Here is a 16130-nt window from a genome sequence, read left to right on the forward strand (position 1 = left end):
TCAGCGTCCGCTCAGCCAGGTGTCGAAGAACTGTAGCCGCGCCGAGGCCTCGAACTTCACGTCCCGCGCGTTCGGGCCCGCGCCGATGGCCTGCGACAGTTCGACGGTCGGGATCCAGAGCCCGTTGTCGAGGACCTGCCGCTGGGCGGTGTGGATCCGGTCGACGCGTGCGGCCGGATCCACCGTGCCGAGCTGTTCGTCCAGCACATCGTCCAGCGCCGGAATGCGCTCGCGCGCATTGAGATTGCGATCCAGGCCGAAGGTGGTGCGCAGGATGTCACCGTCGGCCCTTGTCGAGTTGTAGTAGGCGGAGTCGAAGTCCTGTTTGTTCTCCCGGGCGATGCTCTCCGGCGCCGAAACGAGATCCAGCTTCAGCTCGACACCCACCTGCCGCAGCTGCTGCTGCACCAGTTCGATAATCGCCTGATTGCCCGCGAACACCTGGCTGAACAGCACCGAGAACGACAGGCGCACACCGTTTTTGGCGCGAATGCCGTCACCGCCGGGCAGCCAGCCCGCGCCGTCGAGTATCCGGCGGGTCGCGGCCGGATCATAGGCGAGGACGGCGGACAGATCCTGGTATCCGGGCGTGGTACTGGCCAGAGAACTTGTCGCCGGTTTGAATTGGGGACCGAGCACGGTATCCACCAGCTGTTTGCGATCGATCGCCGAGAGCAGTGCCTGCCGCACCACCGGATCGCGCAGCGGCCCGCGGGTGACATTGGTCTGGAAGCCGAACGGCACACCGGGATTGGCGGTGGTCAGCAAGCGGCCACCCGCGGCCTCCAGCTGCGGGGCGTCCTGCGGCAGCGCGTCGCTGATCGCGTCCAGCTGTCCGGAGGCGAGGCTGCCGGTGCGCACCCCCGACTCGGGCACCACGGTGAATTCGATCCGGTCCAGGTACGCCTCACCCTGATGCGCGAAAACCGCCGACCCCCAGTGGTATCCGGCGCGCTTGGCCAGGGTCGCCGAGGCGTCCTGGCGGTATCCGGCATAGGTGAACGGTCCGCTGCCGATATTGTCGCCGAGGCAGCGCTGTTCGGCCGGTTTCGCGGTGGTCGCGTCGGCCAGGATGCCCAGCTGCGGGGTCGAACTCGCCTGGAGGAACTGGGCATTCGGCTTGCTGAAGGACACCCGCGCGGTCAGCCGGTCGACCACCGTCGTGCCCGCGTAGTTGGTGAGGTAGCTGGCGGCGAGCGTCGCCTTCGCCCCGCCGAGCCGGATGATCGAATCGAAGGTGTTCTTCACCGAATCCGCGGTGAGCGGCGTGCCGTCGCTGAAGGTGACGCCGTCGGCGAGATGGAAGGTGAAGGTTTGGGCCGAGGGCCCGACCTCCCAGCTGCGGGCCAGCCACGGCCTCAGCTCGCCGGTCTTCGGATCCTGATCGGTCAGCGAATCGACGATTTGCCTTGTCACATAGATGGTTTGGTTGGTGCCGCTCTGCGCGGGATCCGAGCAGGTCGGCGCCTGTGACAGCCCATAGCGCAGGGTGCCGCCGGGTTTGGGCGGCCCCGCGTCGGGACCGGGCGCGGCTGGACTGCCGCCGCACCCGGCCAGGGTCGCCGACGTGACGAAAGCGCCTGCGAGAGCGATGATTCGGTGACGGGCACGGATCACGAGACGACTCCGGCCAATTCGGCGCCCGCCAGCGGCCTGCTGGGGATGCGGCGGCGCAGCTCCGGCGCCACCTCGGCCTGGAACAGTTCGAGGCTGCCCCGATAGCGGTCCTCGGTGCGGCCGTCGCGCTCGGCGGACAGGTGGATGATTTCGTGGCCGAACCGTTCGTGGTAGCGGCCGACCTTGTCGATCACCTGTTCCGGACTGCCGACGAGTGCCGAACTGCGCGTGACGAAGTCGTCCAGCGTCTCGAAGACGATCGGCAGCCCGTGTGCGCGCGCCAGCGCCAGTTTCGACTCGAAGATCGGGCGGTAGACGGCAAGCGCCTCCTGTGAGGTGCGGGCCACGTGGAAGCCCGCGGTGCCCGCACCGACCAGTGCGTCGGCCGGGTTGTGCCCATAGTGTTCCCACCGCTCCCGGTAGTGGCGCACCAGCTCGGCGTACGGCTCGATCGGATTGGTGACGTTCGCCGAGAACAGCGGATCACCGTGCCGTGCGGCCAGTTCCACCGAATCCCGGCTCGTGGCGCTGCCGTGCCAGATCCGGATCTTCGGTTGCAGCGGCCGTGGTAATGCCTTGGCCCGCAGCAATTCCGGCCGGAACCGCCCCGACCAGGTCACCTCGGCGCTGTCCCACAGTCGCCGGAACAGTTCGTAGCCTTCGCGATTGCGGTCCCACTGGTCCTCGGTGGTGACGTGGTACAGCTGGGCCTGCGCCGCGCCGTTGCCCTTGCCGATGATGAGCTCGAGCCGTCCGCCCGCGAGGTTGTCCAGCGTCGAGTAATCCTCGAAGGCGCGCACCGGATCCAGCAGGCTCAGCGTGGTGACCGCGGTGAACAGGGTGATCCGCGAGGTCACCGCGGCGATATGGGACAGGATCACCGGCGGCGCGGCGGACAGGAACGGATCCTCGTGCCGCTCACCGACGGCGAATCCGTCGTAGCCGAATTCCTCTGCCAGCCTTGCCTGTTCGACGACGGCGCGGAGCCTTTCCCTGGTGCCGGGCAATTCGCCGGTCACCGGATCGGGCACCCGGGTGACGAGGGTGAACAACAGGAACTTCATGCGAGGGCCCTTACGGATAACAGCTTTTCGAACGGGTGCGGGCCGATTTCCTCGGCGGGAACGGACGGGTCGTACAGCGGGGTGTAACCCGCGGCGCGATACAGCGCGACGGCCTCCGGCTGGCGCGGCCCGGTGGTCAGGTAGATGCGCCGATAGCCGCGCCGCGCGATCTCGGCCTCCAGCCGCTCGAGCACGAAGCGCCCGAGCCCCTGCCTGCGTCGTTCGCGCGCGGTCCAGATCCGTTTCAGCTCGGCGGTTTCCGCGTCGTAGCGCTGGAAGGCGCCGCCCGCGACGGCCGTGCCGTCATGAGTGACCACCAGCAGTGCGCCGTGCGGCGGCGCGAACGCCTCGATGGGGTGCTCCACCAGCGCCGCGTACTGCTCGCCCGCGCTGCGCCCGTAGCGGCTGCTGTACTCCACGGCCAGTTCGGCCAGCAGCGGCGCGGCGAGCGGATCGTCCTGCGGCACCGTGTGCACCCGCAGGTCGTCTCTCGAAAGTTGTTGAGTCATCACAGTTTCTTGGGTAGGCCGGGCGGGTTGATCCTGGACGCGGACAGCGCTTCGCTCTGCAGTCCCCACCGGTCGATGACCTTCTGGTAGAGACCCTGCTGGATGGCGTATTCGATGGCTTTGTGGATCGGGCCGATCAGTCCGTTGTCCTTCTTGGTGAGCACCGCGATTTCGCCCTGCATCGCATCGCCCGCACCGGAAAAGGTGGCCAGTACCTTGGTCTCCTTGGAAACCGTCGAGTGATAGATCGCGGCCGGATTCGGGCCGATGTATCCGTCGATCCGCTGCGACGCCAACGCCAGGTAGTAGTCGCTGGTCTGCTTGTAGTAGGCGATATCGATCGGCGGGAGACCATCCGCGACGTTCTGCTGGTTCCACTTGACCAGCAGCTCCTCCTGATTCGTCCCGGTGCCGACGCCGATTCGCTTGCCCGCCAGGCTCTTGCGGTCCTTGTAGTCGAGCGTGCTCTGCTTGGGCACCTCCAGCGCGACGGTGTCGTTGCGGTAGGTGGCGAAGTCGTACTTCTCCTTGCGTTCCTCGGTCACCGTGACGTTGGAGATGAACGCGTCCGACGCGCCGGAATCGATGCCGACGAAGTTCTGCGTCCAATCGGCCACCTGCGGTTGCGGTTTCAGGCCGAGGATGTCGGCGATCAGCACGGCGAAATCGACCTCGGAGCCGATGACGGTCTTGTCGTCGGTGGCGTAGAAACGCAGCGGCGGCGCGGTGCCGGACGAACCGGTGATGTTGAGCGTGCCGCGATCCCGGATCGCCTGCGGCACTTCGGCGGCGATCGCATCCACCCGCTGTGCGTGCACCCGTCCCGGCTGAGCGGCGGACAGGTCGAAGGTGACCGAGCCCGCGGTCTGCGTTTTGGTGTCCGCGTCGGGATCGTTGGCGCAGCCGGCGATCAGCACGGAGATCGCGGCGGCGACACCGATCAGGGCGGGGAGTTTCATGTGGTACCTGTTCATCGATCAGCGGACACGGGACAGAAAGGCCTGGGTGCGTGGATGTTCCGGGCGGTCGAGCACCGCATCGGGCGGGCCCTGCTCGACGATCGCGCCGTCGTCGAGGAAGACGACCGTGTCGGCGACCTCGCGGGCGAACCCGATCTCGTGGGTGACGATCACCAGCGCGGTGCCGTGGTGGGCCAGCCCGCGGATGACCTCCAGCACCTCGCCGACCAGCTCCGGGTCGAGCGCGGAAGTCGGTTCGTCGAAAAGGATTACCGGCGGCCGCAGCGCCAGCGCCCTGGCGATGGCCACCCGCTGCTGCTGCCCGCCGGACAGCGTGCGCGGGTAGGCGCCGGCCAATTCGCCGATGCCGACCCGATCCAGCAGTTCGCGGGCCTGCGCCTCGACCTCGGCACGCGGCCGTCCCTGCGCGGAAATCGGTGCCAGCGCGACATTTTCGAGCGCGGTGAGATGCGGGAAGAGGTTGAACTGCTGGAAGACGAATCCGATCCGGGAGCGCTGCCTACGCACCTCGCGATCGGACAGCGCGTGTAACTTGTTGCCCCGCAGTCGGTATCCGATCAGTTCGCCGTCGATGCGCACGGTGCCCGCGTCCAGCGGCTCCAGGTGGTTGAGCACTCGCAGGAAGGTGGACTTGCCCGAACCGGACGGCCCGATCACCGCGACCACCTCACCGGGGCGGACCGTGAGATCGATACCGCGCAGAACCTGGTGTGCCCCATACGATTTGTGGATTCCGCGCACCTCGACCGCGGGTATCCGCGCGCCGGTCACCGGGTCGCCCCGCGCGGCACGGCCGAAATGGCGGCGATATCCTGGAATTTGCGCCGCAACCGCTGCAGCGGCGTCGGCGGCGGGGTGCGGTGCGCACCCTTGGCGAAGTGCCGCTCGATGTAGTACTGCGCGATCGACAGCAGCGTGGTGAGCACGATGTACCAGACGGTGGCCACCATGAGCAGCGGCACCACCCGCCCGTTGCGCCCGTAGATCACCTGCACCTGGTAGAAGAGTTCGGCGATGGCCATCACCGAGACGATCGAGGTGCCCTTGAACAGGCTGATCACCTCGTTCGCGGCATTCGGCAGGACCGAGCGCATGGCCTGCGGCAGCACGATGGTGCGGAATTGGCGCAGGCGCGGAAGACCAAGCGCCGCAGCGGCTTCCAGCTGGCCCGCGTCGACGGAGAGGAATCCGGCCCGGATGATCTCGGCCGAGTACGCGGCCTGATGCAGCGCCAGCCCGAGCACCGCCGCGCTGAACCCGCTGATCACCCCGTTCACCTCGAAGCTGAAAAACGAAGGGCCGAACGGGATTCCGACCGAGAGCCGGTGATACAGGTAGGCGATGTTGAACCAGAACAGCAACTGCACGATCAGCGGTATCGACCGGAACGCCCAGACGTAGACCCAGGCGATCACCCGCAGCACCGGATTGTCCGAGAGCCGGGCCACCGCCAACGCGATGCCGAGCAGGAAGCCGAGCACCGTGCCGAGCGCGGTCAGTTCCAGCGTCACCTTCAGCGCCAGCAGCACCGAGCGGGCGGTGAAGTATTTCGCGAAAGTCGGCCAGTCCCAACCGGGATTGGTGATCAGGCCGTGCGCGAACTGGGCGACCAGCAGCAGCGCGACGGCACTGCCGACCCAGCGCCATGGATGCCTGGTGCGCGCGACCGTCGGCGCGTCCGGCCGGTCGGGCGCCTCGGGTCTGCCGTCGGATTCCCCCAATTGCGCGGGGGCGGCGGAGACTGTCATTCGGATCCTCCATCGTTCCTGGCGGAAGCACCCGCACCCGGTGAGCCGGGGGGTTGCTGCGACGTCGGCGAGCCAGGTCTCTCGATCGCTCTGGATGGTGTTACCGACCCCCCGGTACGGTCGCAGGGTCGAGCCCAATGATGATGCGCGGCAACGCAACCCCCGGACAACGGTAGGAATCACGGTGAATCTGGCCCTTGTCCGGGCCGCGCGCCTGCCCGATGATGTGGCAGGCTCGGCCACTCTGTGGGCGGCGACGCGCCGTCGGTAATAGCGGTCGGCTACCGCGGGCGGCGGTACGGTGTGACCGTGTTGCGCCGTTGTCTCGCCCTTGCCGCCGTGCTGGCCGCGCCGCTGATCGCGCTGCCCAGCGCCGCCGCGGACCCGGCCGTCGCGCCGGACGCACGTCAGGAAGCGGCCGCGCCGGGCGATCTGCTGGCCGCCTACCAGGCGTCCATGGACCGGCTGCGCGCCTTCGGCATGGACCCGTTCATCTATCCCACCGCCGCCGCGTTCTGCACCAGCGGCAGCGTGCTCGGCATGTCACCGGCCGTCGGCGTCGCCATGCCGGGCCCGTGGCCGAGGACAACGCTCACCGTGCCCGGCCTCGACCTTTCCGCGGCCAAGGCGGGCCAAACCCTTTTCACCTTCGTGCCGTACGGCATCGGCCGCGACTCCGCGCAGCCGGAGGGGATGCGGGTGGCCTGGATCAATCTCGGCAACGGTCGCAGCGGCATCGCCGACATGGGTCCGCTGTCCGATATCTTCCGCGCCATGGTCCCGGCCTCGGTGCCCGCCGCCGTTCGCCCCGCCGCCGAACGCGCCGTCCGCGACTTCTTCTTCGCGGCCCTGCCCGCGGGCGGCGTTCGAGCGGTCCCGGTCGACACCGGCTCCGGCACCGTCCTCGCGGCCATGTTCGGCACGGTCGACAACGGCGGCGTGCCGTGCTTCTTCCTGCCGACGATCGGCGTGGTCGCCGTGCCCTGACCGTCGTCAGCGGGTTTGGTTCACCTGATCCATCTTGCTCACCAGCCACCGGCCGTCGGACTGCTTCTCCACCGTGACGATGGCGTTGATCTGCTGCGTCGGCTGCGCGCCGGTCGCGTTGGTCACCGCCTGGGCGATGCTGACCAGCACGGTTGCCCGATCACCGTCGAACGATTCGACACCGCAGTGCTTCGCCGCGAGCGTGCTGCTCGTTTTGGCCTGCGTCATCGTCTCCTGCAGCGCCTTCGCGGCGTCCGCGAACGTCTGGCGGAACTCACCCGTCGTCGCCTTTTTCACCGCGGCGAGATACGCGTCGAGCTTGGTGTAGTCGTACGTGCTGATCGCGGTGGCGAAATCACATGTCGCGGTGCGTGCCGCATCCACATCGGCGGCCCGCGCGCGCAACTGATCGGCCGTTCGGTCCGCCGAATCACGTTTGCTCGAGCTCTGCGCCGAGAGCACGACTCCGACCACCACCGCGCCGATAGCGACGACCACCGCCACCGCGGTGGCGACGATCCAACCGATCGGCCGCTTACCCGCCCCAGCAGTCTGCGGGTAACCGGGCATCGGGAACTGACCGTAACCCGGCTGCCCGAATCCGGCCGCCTGCGGACCGTATCCGGGCGCACCCGGCCAACTCCCGGCCGCGGGGGCCGGTGGTTGCGGAATCGTTTGCGGCGGTTGGTTGTCGCCGCCCGCCCACGGCGGCGTCGCGGACGGCCCATGGTTCGGCTGCGCGGCATTCGGATCGGATCCGATCCCGCCCGGATTCTCCGGTGTCGACATGGTTTCCCCTCCCGCGAAGTCCAAAGTTCGCCCATGATATCCACGGCCTCCGGCATCGAGTCACCGGCCATGACCCCTCGGCGAGTCGCCGCCCGATGGGTGCTGTCCGCCATCTGCGCCGGAGTCGCCATCACCGACCGAGCGTCCCTGCCCGCATCGAAAACCCGTTGGTCCAACGGCTTTTTACTGATTGGCTCGACGATATGGATTGGGTGCGCGAGTTCTACTCGACAACCGGCGACTGGTGGGCCGAGGCCGATGCCAGGATCACCGATCGCGACCGGCGTCGCGTCCGTCTTCTGCGCGAATATGGCGCCGCATCGGGCCGGATCCTCGAACTCGGATCCGGATACGGCACCACCGCGCTGGCGACGGCGCGGGCCGGATACGCGGTGACCGCGATCGAGATCAGCGACCGCGCCGACCACACCGACATCTCCGCCCCAGGCCCCGGATCGCTGACGATCCACAAAGCCGACTTCTACACCGTCGATCTCGACGGGTCGTTCGACAGCGTCTGCTACTGGAATGGCTTCGGTGTCGGATCCGATGCCGACCAGCGCAGGCTGTTCGCGCGCCTTGCGGGGGAGTGGTTGCGGCCCAACGGAAAAGCGCTGATCGATGTGTTCAACCCGTTCGTGTGGGCCGCCTGGGACGGTGACGAGGAGGAGCGGAAACCGGACCCCGCCGCGGGCTACCGCCACGAACTGCGCGAGCTCACGCAATTCGATCCGGTCACCTGCACCGCGATCGATACCTGGTGGGAGCCCGCCGATCCGGAGCGCAGGATCAGTCAGCGGCTGCGCTGCTACACGCCCGCCGATTTCGAATTATTGCTCAGCGGAACGGGTTTGACATTGACCGCGATCGTGATCGGCGACCGAGTGCTGCCGCCGGGTCCGCATCCGAGCCTGCGCGCGCTCCTGCACGAGGAGCACGAATATCTCGCGGTGTGCCGAAGGAGCTGATCCGCCGCGAATCTCGACCGTGCCGCCCACGGCCCGGAGACGTTCCAGGACGCTGCCGGTAATCGCCGCAGCACTGGACATCAGGAGGCGAGTCGACGGCCCTTCCACTGCAACCGACCCTGGCGACGGGCTTGCCGGGAGCGGATCCACAGCCGCAGGTAGGCGGCGATCGAGAGTGGATGGGCCAGGGCGGCGAGTACGTCGGCGCGGGTGGGGGTGGCCGCGGATTCGGTGGTGCGGGCCAGGATTCGGCTCGTCACCGCCGCGGCGTAGCCGACGATTCCGGCGCGCCGCACCGAGCCGCGTCCGAAGATCATTGCCAATGGCGGTACCCAATACGCAAGGGCGGCAACCGCGCCGACGGCGATACCGCCGAATACCGTTCCGCCGTACGCGGACCACAACCAGCGCGTGTACCCGTCGTCCACTTCCGCCGCGCCGCGATACATCCGGGTGCGCGCCAACCGTCCGGCCGCGAACAGCTCGGTGCGCAGGCCCGAACGCCGCAGTGCGCGTGCGATATCCAGATCCTCGGTCGGGCTGCCAGCCACCACGGCATGGCCGCCGACGGACCGATAGGCGGAGCCGTCGAACACCAGGAACTGCCCGCAGGCCACCGCGGTCGACGGTCGTAAGCTCCGGTTGGCGAGCGCGATGGGCAGCGTCGACGCCCACGACCAGCACAGCAGCGGCTGCGTCAGCGCCTCGCTGAAGGAGCCGAATTCCTGTCGGGGCCAAGGGGATATCAGCGCGGCACCGCTGCGGCGCAGCGCGCCCGCCGCGCTCGCGACGGCGCCGGGCGCCAGCCGGACATCGGCGTCCAGAAAAATCAGCACCGAGGTATCGGCCGCGGCGGCCAGCCGGGCGCACGCCGCCGCCTTGCCGGTCCAGCCGGGTGGGGGCTCGCCGCCAGCGCGAATCACGGTGAACCGCACGTCATCTCCGATTGAGGTGACGGCGGCGTCCGAGGTGCCGTCGGTGGACCCGTCGTCGAGGATCAGCACCCGCATGCGCGCGACGTCGACCTGCGCGCGCAGATCCGCGATCAAGCCGGGCAGCCGGGTCGCCTCGTCGCGCGCCGGAACGCAGACGGTGATGGGTTCGATCACGGCGGCCGCCGCACCGGACAACCGCCGGACGCCGAGCCGATTACCAAGTGCCACCGCACAACCCGCGAGCGCGATGCCCGCGCCCGCCCGGACGGCCGCGCCGATCACCGGGGCGCGCTCAGCGCCGGGCGCGCTCGCGCCACCATCGCGACAGCGAGATCCGCACCTTCGGATAACCCTGCGGCGGTGCGGGATTGCGATCCATATAGGCCACCGCCGCCACCACGGCGGCGACCGCGAGCGTGATACCGCCGACGATGCCCGCCCATCCGGCGAACGAGCGGGTGTTGGGGTCGGCGTAGCTCACCTCGGCGCGCAGCGTCGACACATCACCGGGCGGCAGCTTCCACGACACGGTGGAATCGTCGTCGCGATTGCCGTTGGTCTTGGCCACCCGGGCCGGGAAGGCGATGGTGAACTGCACGTCCGACCCTTGCGGCGGAACGGATTTCAGGTCGACCCGGCCGTTCATGCTGACCAGATCGCCGGTGCGCTGGAACTGCAGGTTGAACATGCCCTGCGTCTGATCGGAGAGCCCGCCCAGCTGCTGCACCTCGCCGAAGGACAGATCCTCGAAGAACACCTGACTGCCCACGTAGCCGTCCTGCGCGTACTTCTCCACCCGGACCTTCGTCGCGATCGGGTCGGGCGCCTTCAGCTGCGGGCCCTTGTCACCGGGGTTGGCGGGCACCACGGCGGCGACGATCCGGCCGGACACCCGGTCGTTGGAGGAGACGCCCATCGACACCTGCACCCGCAGGCAGCCCGCGAGCACGGGTGCCAGCAATACCGCGAGCAGCAGCGCCGCCGCGACGCGTACGCGCCTGCGCGGCATCCGTTTCACCGGGGCATCGGGCATGGTCGTGAGATCAGGGCTCGGCTGCACGGCTCACATCGTGCCAGGCCGGTCGCCCGGACTGCCACACGACACCGCCGTGCCCGCGCCGGATTCCGGCGAGCAGCAGCGGAATCCCGAGGATGCCCAGCCCGACACCGCCGTACCAGGCGGAATACGGCAGTCCGAGGAAGGCGGCATGCGCCAGCACGGAACCGAGCCAGGTCCACAGGAATACCGCGACCGGCACGCCCGGCATCCCGGCCGGGCGCGGCGAGACCTGCTCGAGCAGGCTCAGCAATCCGGCCATCACCAGAGCGACCGCGAACCAGCCCAGATAATTCGTGTACGGAATCTGCGCGATACCCGGCAGCCCAGGCGCACTCGCGCACCAGGTCCACTGCCCGTCCGCGACCATCTGCGGATCGAGGAACAGATCCCATCCGACCGCGCCGACCGCCGTGAGCCCGACACGGACCGCCCGCCTCCGCGTCAGCAGCCCGGCCACCACCCACACCGGATACAGCCCGCCGGTCCACGCCAGCGGCACAAGCAGCGGCACCCCGGCCAGTGCGGGACCGATCCGCCCGTCCGCGTAGTCGTAACATCCGAACGGGAAACCGGTTGCCGTGCCGAGTATTTCGGCCAGCAGTCCGAGTCCGGACACGATCGTCAGCAGGCCCGCGGCATAACGAATGCCTCGGGTACCTGCGGCGTGCGTCAAAGCCGTTGCCGTCGAAAGCAGTACCACGCCCACGGTGATTCGATCCCGGGCAGCGCCGTGGGCCAGCGGGTACATGATCTGCGCCGCGACCCAGGCCGCCGTGAGCAAGATCGGCGCGACCCCGGCGAGCGATCTCCGCCGGACCGGGCCCGGCTCGGGCGGTTGCGCCACGATACGGGTCGTCGCGAGCGCGATCGGCGCGGCCCGGGCGAGCCATCTGGACCGGATCCGCCTCGACCCGGGTGGTTGCGCCGCGATCTGGGTCGTCGCGACCGGGATCGGCGCAACTCCGGCGAGCCATCTCGACCGGCCCCGGCTCGACTCAGATGCCCGCGCCGCGGCTGACCCGGCCGAATCATATTGTCCGGCACGATCTGTCGCATTGCACGCGGCAGTGGGCCGGAGCGACTCCGGCTCGGCCGCCGCCGACCGGTCGCCGCCCGTCGATGATGGCGGGTCGGAGCGGTCGGAACCGGATGTTTCGCTCATCGCCTGCGCAACAACGGAATCCGGCCCTTGCGCCGATCGCGCAGCACCAGCCGCGCCGCCGTCCGTCCACTCGCGCCGGACACCCCGCCACCCGGATGCGTCGACGCCCCGGTCAGATACAACCCCGGCGCACCGGGCACCCGCTGCCCGGCGAGCTCCGGCAGCGGCCGCCACAGCATCATCTGATCCAGCGACATCTCCACATGCATCACGTTGCCGCCGCGCAGCCCGAGCTCGCGTTCCAGATCGACCGGCGTCTGCACGAACCGCTGCCGCACCGAATCCGCGAAACCCGGTGCGTACGAATCGACCTCGGCGACGATCCGGTCCGCCTCCCGCTCGGCGTGCCCGGCCCAGTCGCCGCCGTCGGCCAGCCGGTACGGATGCCACTGCGCCCACAGTGAGAGCTGATGTTCCCCGGCGGGGGCGATGCTCGGGTCGAGCGCGCTGAAGCTCATCGCGAGCACCACCGGGCGCGGCGGCAACTCCCCGGCCAGCGCCGCGCCGTGCGCCAGCCGCAGCTGCCGCCGATCGTCGACGAGCAGTTGCAGCCCGTGCGCCGATTCGTCCGGCGAACTTCCCGGATACCTGGGTAATTCGGTGGTCGCCGCGCGCACCACCATGCCGATTCCGGGGCCGACCCGGATCCGTCGCCGCCAGTCGTCGAGTGTGCTCGCGTCGAATCCGCCGTCCCGCAACATATCCAGTGTCGCCAGGATGTGTGTGCCCGCGATCACCGTGTCCGCGAACAGGTTTCGGCCCGACGCCGTGGTCACCCGCCAGCCTTCGCCGTCCCGCCGCAGCGCCGTCACCGCATCGCCCGCGGTGACCGTGCCGCCGTCGTCGCGCAGCCGCGCGACGAGAGCCGTTGTGAGCGCGCCGCTTCCGCCGACCGCCCGGCCCGGCGGCAGGGTGTGCATCAGCGCCGCGAAACCCACCATCGGCGCGGTGCCCGGCTCCGACATCGGCGGCCCGGACTGCGCGCCGAACCAGGCGAGCGCGGCCTTCAAGCGTTCGCTCCGGAACCAGCTGTCCAGCAACGCATCACCGGACTGCAGGAATTCACGGGAAAGCGCGCCGCCGTCGCCGCGCCCGCGCGCGCCCGCCGCGCTGCGCGGATCCAGCCCCCAGAACGAGCGCAGTAGATGCCCACCGGTCGGTGCGCCACCGAACGCCCGCATCACCCTGGCGCTGCGCGGCCCCCACACCCCGACGAACCGGCGATAGGCGTCGGCATCCGCCGCGCCGCAGGCGTTCTCGATCGACGCACAGGTCCGTGCCAGGTCACGATGGAAGACGATGGCCGCCGCGTCACCGGTGCCCGGCGCGAAACCCCAAGGGTCGCAATCGATGTACCGCAACCCGAAATTCGCGAGCTCGAGCTCCTCGATGATCCCGGTGTGCCGGATCATCAGGTGCGCCGACGACCCGCGATCCACCAGATGACCCGGAAACCGCTCGACGGTGGACACCGCACCGCCGAGCACCGTATCGCGCTCCAACACCTCGACCCGCTCGCCCGCACGCGCCAAATAGCAAGCGGCGACGAGCGCGTTGTGCCCGGAGCCGATGACGAGCACGCTCACTATCCCGCCTCCAGCGGCAGCCGCCGCCCGAGAATGGCGAACGGCCGGTTATCCCCGGCGAATACGAAATTCCGGATGACATCACCGAATCCGGCCCGCCGGTACAACCGCCACGCGCGATTGTCCTCGCGGTCAACCTCCGGGGTGGAAAGCAATACCGCGCGTTCCTGGCGCTCCCGCAGAAGTTTGGTCAACAGGGTTCCGCCGATGCCGCGACCCTGCGCGGCCGGATGCACATGTAGTTCGGTCAATTCGAAATAGTCCGAAAGTAGTTCGCGCGCGGACTGCTCCGGCCAGCCGGAGCGGCGCATGCCGCTGTGCACCTGCTGATGCCACCACTGATGCGGCGCGCCGCGGTACCCGTACGCGATGGCGACGATCGGCGCCCTGCGCAGGTCGATCCGCCCGGAGTCGTCGGGGACGACGGCCGCGACCGCCTGCCATCCCGGACGGGTGGTGTGTTCGGTCCACATCGGCGCGCGGTGCTGTTCGGTACCCCGCGGATAGTCCATGGCCGCGACATAGACGGCCAGCGCGTCGTGCAACCTGGAACGTAAGGCGGCGACGGAGAGGTCGACGACGGCTGGGGCTGGGGTGTGATTCGGCTTGACGGCGGTCATATCTCTCGTCGGCCGCGCACGCGCGGAAGTTTGTCGGTGGTCGTCTCTATATTCAAGCTCAATTCAAACGTTCGAATACCTGTTCGGTCCGCGCGGTGCGGCATTGCGGCGCAAAGGGACCGGGGTGCGGCGAATGCGGAGGAACGGCTGATGTCTGGTCGCAACGGTCATCCGGGGCAACCCGGCCGCGCGAGCAAGCTGCTCGAGCGGGCCGACGGCATGCTCATGCAGGCGGCGGGGGAGCGGGATCCGCGCGAGCGTTTCCGCTCCGCGTATCTCGCGGCGCTGCGCGGTGCGGGCGCGGTGCTCGCGTTCACGGGGGCCGATGCGGCGCCGCGGGCGCGCTCGCGCAACGCGTGGGTGCTGATGCAGCGCGCCGCACCGGAATTCGTCATGTGGGCGGACTATTTCAGCGCGCATTCGGAGTTGCGGGCCGCGCTGGAGGCCGGGCTGGACCGGGATGTCGATGATCACACCGCCGACGAGTTCGCCTCGCGGGTCGGCGCATTCCTCCACGATGTGGAAGACCTGCTGGCCACCGCCTCACGCCTGCGTCCGGCGCCCGGTCTGTCCGGCGGCATGACCGCTTAGTTATCACCGAGTAGGTGTCTTCTTGTGGTACGGCTCTGATCGAACTCGTATCATTGGTGGCAGATGGCCCGAAAAGTCGGCCGTCTGTCGTCTACCCGGAGGCGACAGCCACGTCCTAGTGCCGGGGGAGGTACCGTGCCACTCTCCGAGCACGAGCAGCGCATGCTCGAACAGATCGAGAGCGCGCTCTATGCTGAGGATCCGAAGTTCGCCTCGTCCGTCCGCGGCGGACGTCTTCGTTCGACCTCGAGTCGCCGCAGACTCCAGGCCGCGGCCTTGTTCGTCCTCGGCCTTTTCCTACTCGTCGCCGGCATCGCCGCACCAGTGAAGCCCGGCGGCTTTCCGATCATCAGCCTGATCGGTTTCATCGTCATGTTCGGTGCGGGCGTGCTGCTGTTGCTCGGCAGCACGAAGGGTATGACGCGGAGCAACCGCTCCGGCGACGCGCAGTCCGGCGGGCCGAGCGGTGGCGGATCGAGCGGGCCTGGGCGACAGCGCAAGTCCGGTGGTTTCTCCGAACGCATGGAAGATCGTTTCCGGCGGCGGTTCGAACAGGATTAACCCGGCCGTAGCCTGACGGCGGCAATATACGACGGCGGCGCCGCACCGAATTCCGGTGCGGCGCCGCCGTCTTCGCTTGTCTGTCAGGCCCCCTACCTAGCGATCTTTCCGACGCTCCCCACATTGCCCCACAAGCCTCCGTCATCGACCCTTCATGATCGGCCGAATGGGGTCGACCAGGCCGTTTGCTGGCAGTTTTCGGGCGATCGTGTCGAGGCGGCGCGCGTGTCGGCAGAACACGGAAAAAGTTCTCCCACCCCGTGATAGCTGGGATGACCTGGGAAATTGCGGACGCGGGGAGCCAGATCACCCGTGGTTTCGATTGAAAGTGGGGGAAAGTGGGGTAATGTGGAGCGCGCACTACAGGAGAGGCCGTACCAGCTGAGGTGATCCAGTAGGGAGGTTCCGGGGTGTTTCTCGGTACCTACACACCGAAGTTGGACGACAAAGGGCGACTGACGTTGCCTGCGAAGTTTCGAGACGATCTGGCGGGAGGGTTGATGGTCACGAAGAGTCAGGACCACAGCCTTGCCGTGTATCCGAAAGAGGAGTTCACCGCGCTCGCCCGGCGGGCGGCGGCGGCGTCTCGAAGCAACCCACAGGCGCGTGCGTTCGTCCGCGCACTCGCGGCCGGAACCGATGAGCAGCGTCCGGATACCCAAGGCCGGATCACCTTGTCGCCCGACCATCGGCGCTACGCCAACCTGAGCAGGGATTGCGTGGTGATCGGTGCGGTCGACTACCTCGAAATATGGGATAAGCAGGCGTGGGAGTCCTACCTCGCCGAGCATGAGGAGGATTACGCGCAAGCGAGAGACGAGTCGCTGGGCGGAATCTTCTAGCCCCGAGCGAGGCGAGTGCCACGCGGCCTCTGCCCGGACGCGGACCCTGACGTACTTCCCCGACGCCAGGTGCCGTATTCGGTCAGAGACCACGCGGCACTCGCCATTCGA

17 protein-coding genes and 1 riboswitch are annotated in these 16130 nt (G+C 68.6%); of the genes, 5 read left to right on the plus strand and 12 right to left on the minus strand.

Going from position 1 to position 16130, the window contains the following annotated elements; translation table 11 throughout:
- From F5544_RS15350 to F5544_RS15375, 6 genes are read right to left on the minus strand one after another with little or no spacing between them, the layout of a single operon-like run.
- Complete coding sequence (locus F5544_RS15350) at window positions 1-1617, minus strand: ABC transporter substrate-binding protein (protein WP_167473827.1); 1617 nt, start codon at window positions 1615-1617, stop codon at window positions 1-3.
- The gene (locus F5544_RS15355) at window positions 1614-2681 is read right to left on the minus strand and encodes an LLM class flavin-dependent oxidoreductase (RefSeq protein WP_167473828.1); all 1068 of its coding nucleotides are present in this window, start codon (window positions 2679-2681) and stop codon (window positions 1614-1616) included. The genes F5544_RS15350 and F5544_RS15355 overlap by 4 nt, the downstream gene beginning before the upstream one ends.
- Window positions 2678-3190 (minus strand): GNAT family N-acetyltransferase, encoded by a 513-nt coding sequence (locus F5544_RS15360; protein ID WP_167473829.1) that lies wholly within the window; start codon window positions 3188-3190, stop codon window positions 2678-2680. The genes F5544_RS15355 and F5544_RS15360 overlap by 4 nt, the downstream gene beginning before the upstream one ends.
- Complete coding sequence (locus F5544_RS15365; RefSeq protein ID WP_238847255.1) at window positions 3190-4149, minus strand: transporter substrate-binding domain-containing protein; 960 nt, start codon at window positions 4147-4149, stop codon at window positions 3190-3192. Before F5544_RS15365 ends, F5544_RS15360 begins: the two co-directional genes overlap by 1 nt.
- 18 nt (window positions 4150-4167) lie before the next feature.
- A complete protein-coding gene (locus F5544_RS15370; protein ID WP_167473831.1) occupies window positions 4168-4941 on the minus strand; it encodes an amino acid ABC transporter ATP-binding protein in 774 nt (257 codons plus the stop codon).
- Window positions 4938-5918 carry an amino acid ABC transporter permease gene (locus tag F5544_RS15375; protein WP_167473832.1) on the minus strand — a complete coding sequence of 327 codons (981 nt, stop codon included), beginning with the start codon at window positions 5916-5918 and terminating at the stop codon, window positions 4938-4940. The genes F5544_RS15370 and F5544_RS15375 overlap by 4 nt, the downstream gene beginning before the upstream one ends.
- Window positions 5919-5924: 6 nt before the next feature.
- Window positions 5925-6019: riboswitch (SAM riboswitch) on the minus strand.
- Window positions 6020-6227: 208 nt separating this feature from the next.
- Here F5544_RS15375 and F5544_RS15380 point away from each other — a divergent pair.
- On the plus strand, window positions 6228-6905 hold the full coding sequence (locus F5544_RS15380; RefSeq protein ID WP_238847256.1) for a hypothetical protein: 678 nt from the start codon (window positions 6228-6230) through the stop codon (window positions 6903-6905).
- A 6-nt stretch (window positions 6906-6911) separates the two neighbouring features.
- On the opposite strand, the gene F5544_RS15385 is transcribed toward F5544_RS15380, so the two are convergent.
- Window positions 6912-7694, minus strand: a complete 783-nt coding sequence (locus F5544_RS15385; protein WP_167473834.1) for a VirB8/TrbF family protein — start codon at window positions 7692-7694, stop codon at window positions 6912-6914.
- Window positions 7695-7897: 203 nt separating this feature from the next.
- Here F5544_RS15385 and F5544_RS15390 point away from each other — a divergent pair, with 203 nt between their 5' ends.
- A complete protein-coding gene (locus F5544_RS15390) occupies window positions 7898-8662 on the plus strand; it encodes a class I SAM-dependent methyltransferase (protein WP_167473835.1) in 765 nt (254 codons plus the stop codon).
- Window positions 8663-8742: 80 nt separating this feature from the next.
- Here the strand turns inward: F5544_RS15390 and F5544_RS15395 are convergent, their stop codons facing one another.
- From F5544_RS15395 to F5544_RS15415, 5 genes are all read right to left on the minus strand, one after another.
- Entirely contained in the window at window positions 8743-9876 is a 1134-nt protein-coding gene (locus tag F5544_RS15395) for a glycosyltransferase (protein ID WP_167479215.1), read from the minus strand.
- A 13-nt stretch (window positions 9877-9889) separates the two neighbouring features.
- Entirely contained in the window at window positions 9890-10630 is a 741-nt protein-coding gene (locus F5544_RS15400; RefSeq protein WP_428847172.1) for an LppM family (lipo)protein, read from the minus strand.
- Between the two features lie 10 nt (window positions 10631-10640).
- Window positions 10641-11405 (minus strand): carotenoid biosynthesis protein, encoded by a 765-nt coding sequence (locus tag F5544_RS15405; protein ID WP_167479217.1) that lies wholly within the window; start codon window positions 11403-11405, stop codon window positions 10641-10643.
- A 410-nt stretch (window positions 11406-11815) separates the two neighbouring features.
- Window positions 11816-13405: a phytoene desaturase family protein gene (locus tag F5544_RS15410; RefSeq protein ID WP_167473836.1), complete on the minus strand. Its 1590-nt coding sequence runs from the start codon at window positions 13403-13405 to the stop codon at window positions 11816-11818.
- Window positions 13405-14025, minus strand: coding sequence for a GNAT family N-acetyltransferase (locus tag F5544_RS15415; RefSeq protein ID WP_167473837.1), 621 nt, complete (start codon window positions 14023-14025; stop codon window positions 13405-13407). Before F5544_RS15415 ends, F5544_RS15410 begins: the two co-directional genes overlap by 1 nt.
- 150 nt (window positions 14026-14175) lie before the next feature.
- Here F5544_RS15415 and F5544_RS15420 point away from each other — a divergent pair, with 150 nt between their 5' ends.
- The 3 genes from F5544_RS15420 to mraZ all read left to right on the plus strand — a co-directional run bounded on the left by F5544_RS15420 (window position 14176) and on the right by mraZ (window position 16019).
- Window positions 14176-14616: an SAV_6107 family HEPN domain-containing protein gene (locus tag F5544_RS15420; protein WP_167473838.1), complete on the plus strand. Its 441-nt coding sequence runs from the start codon at window positions 14176-14178 to the stop codon at window positions 14614-14616.
- 135 nt (window positions 14617-14751) lie between these two features.
- Window positions 14752-15177, plus strand: a complete 426-nt coding sequence (locus F5544_RS15425) for a DUF3040 domain-containing protein (RefSeq protein ID WP_167473839.1) — start codon at window positions 14752-14754, stop codon at window positions 15175-15177.
- Between the two features lie 410 nt (window positions 15178-15587).
- The gene (mraZ, locus tag F5544_RS15430) at window positions 15588-16019 is read left to right on the plus strand and encodes a division/cell wall cluster transcriptional repressor MraZ (RefSeq protein ID WP_167473840.1); all 432 of its coding nucleotides are present in this window, start codon (window positions 15588-15590) and stop codon (window positions 16017-16019) included.
- The last annotated feature ends 111 nt before the right edge of the window (window positions 16020-16130 follow it).

It is taken from the genome of Nocardia arthritidis, assembly GCF_011801145.1.
Taxonomy (GTDB): Bacteria; Actinomycetota; Actinomycetes; order Mycobacteriales; family Mycobacteriaceae; genus Nocardia; species Nocardia arthritidis_A.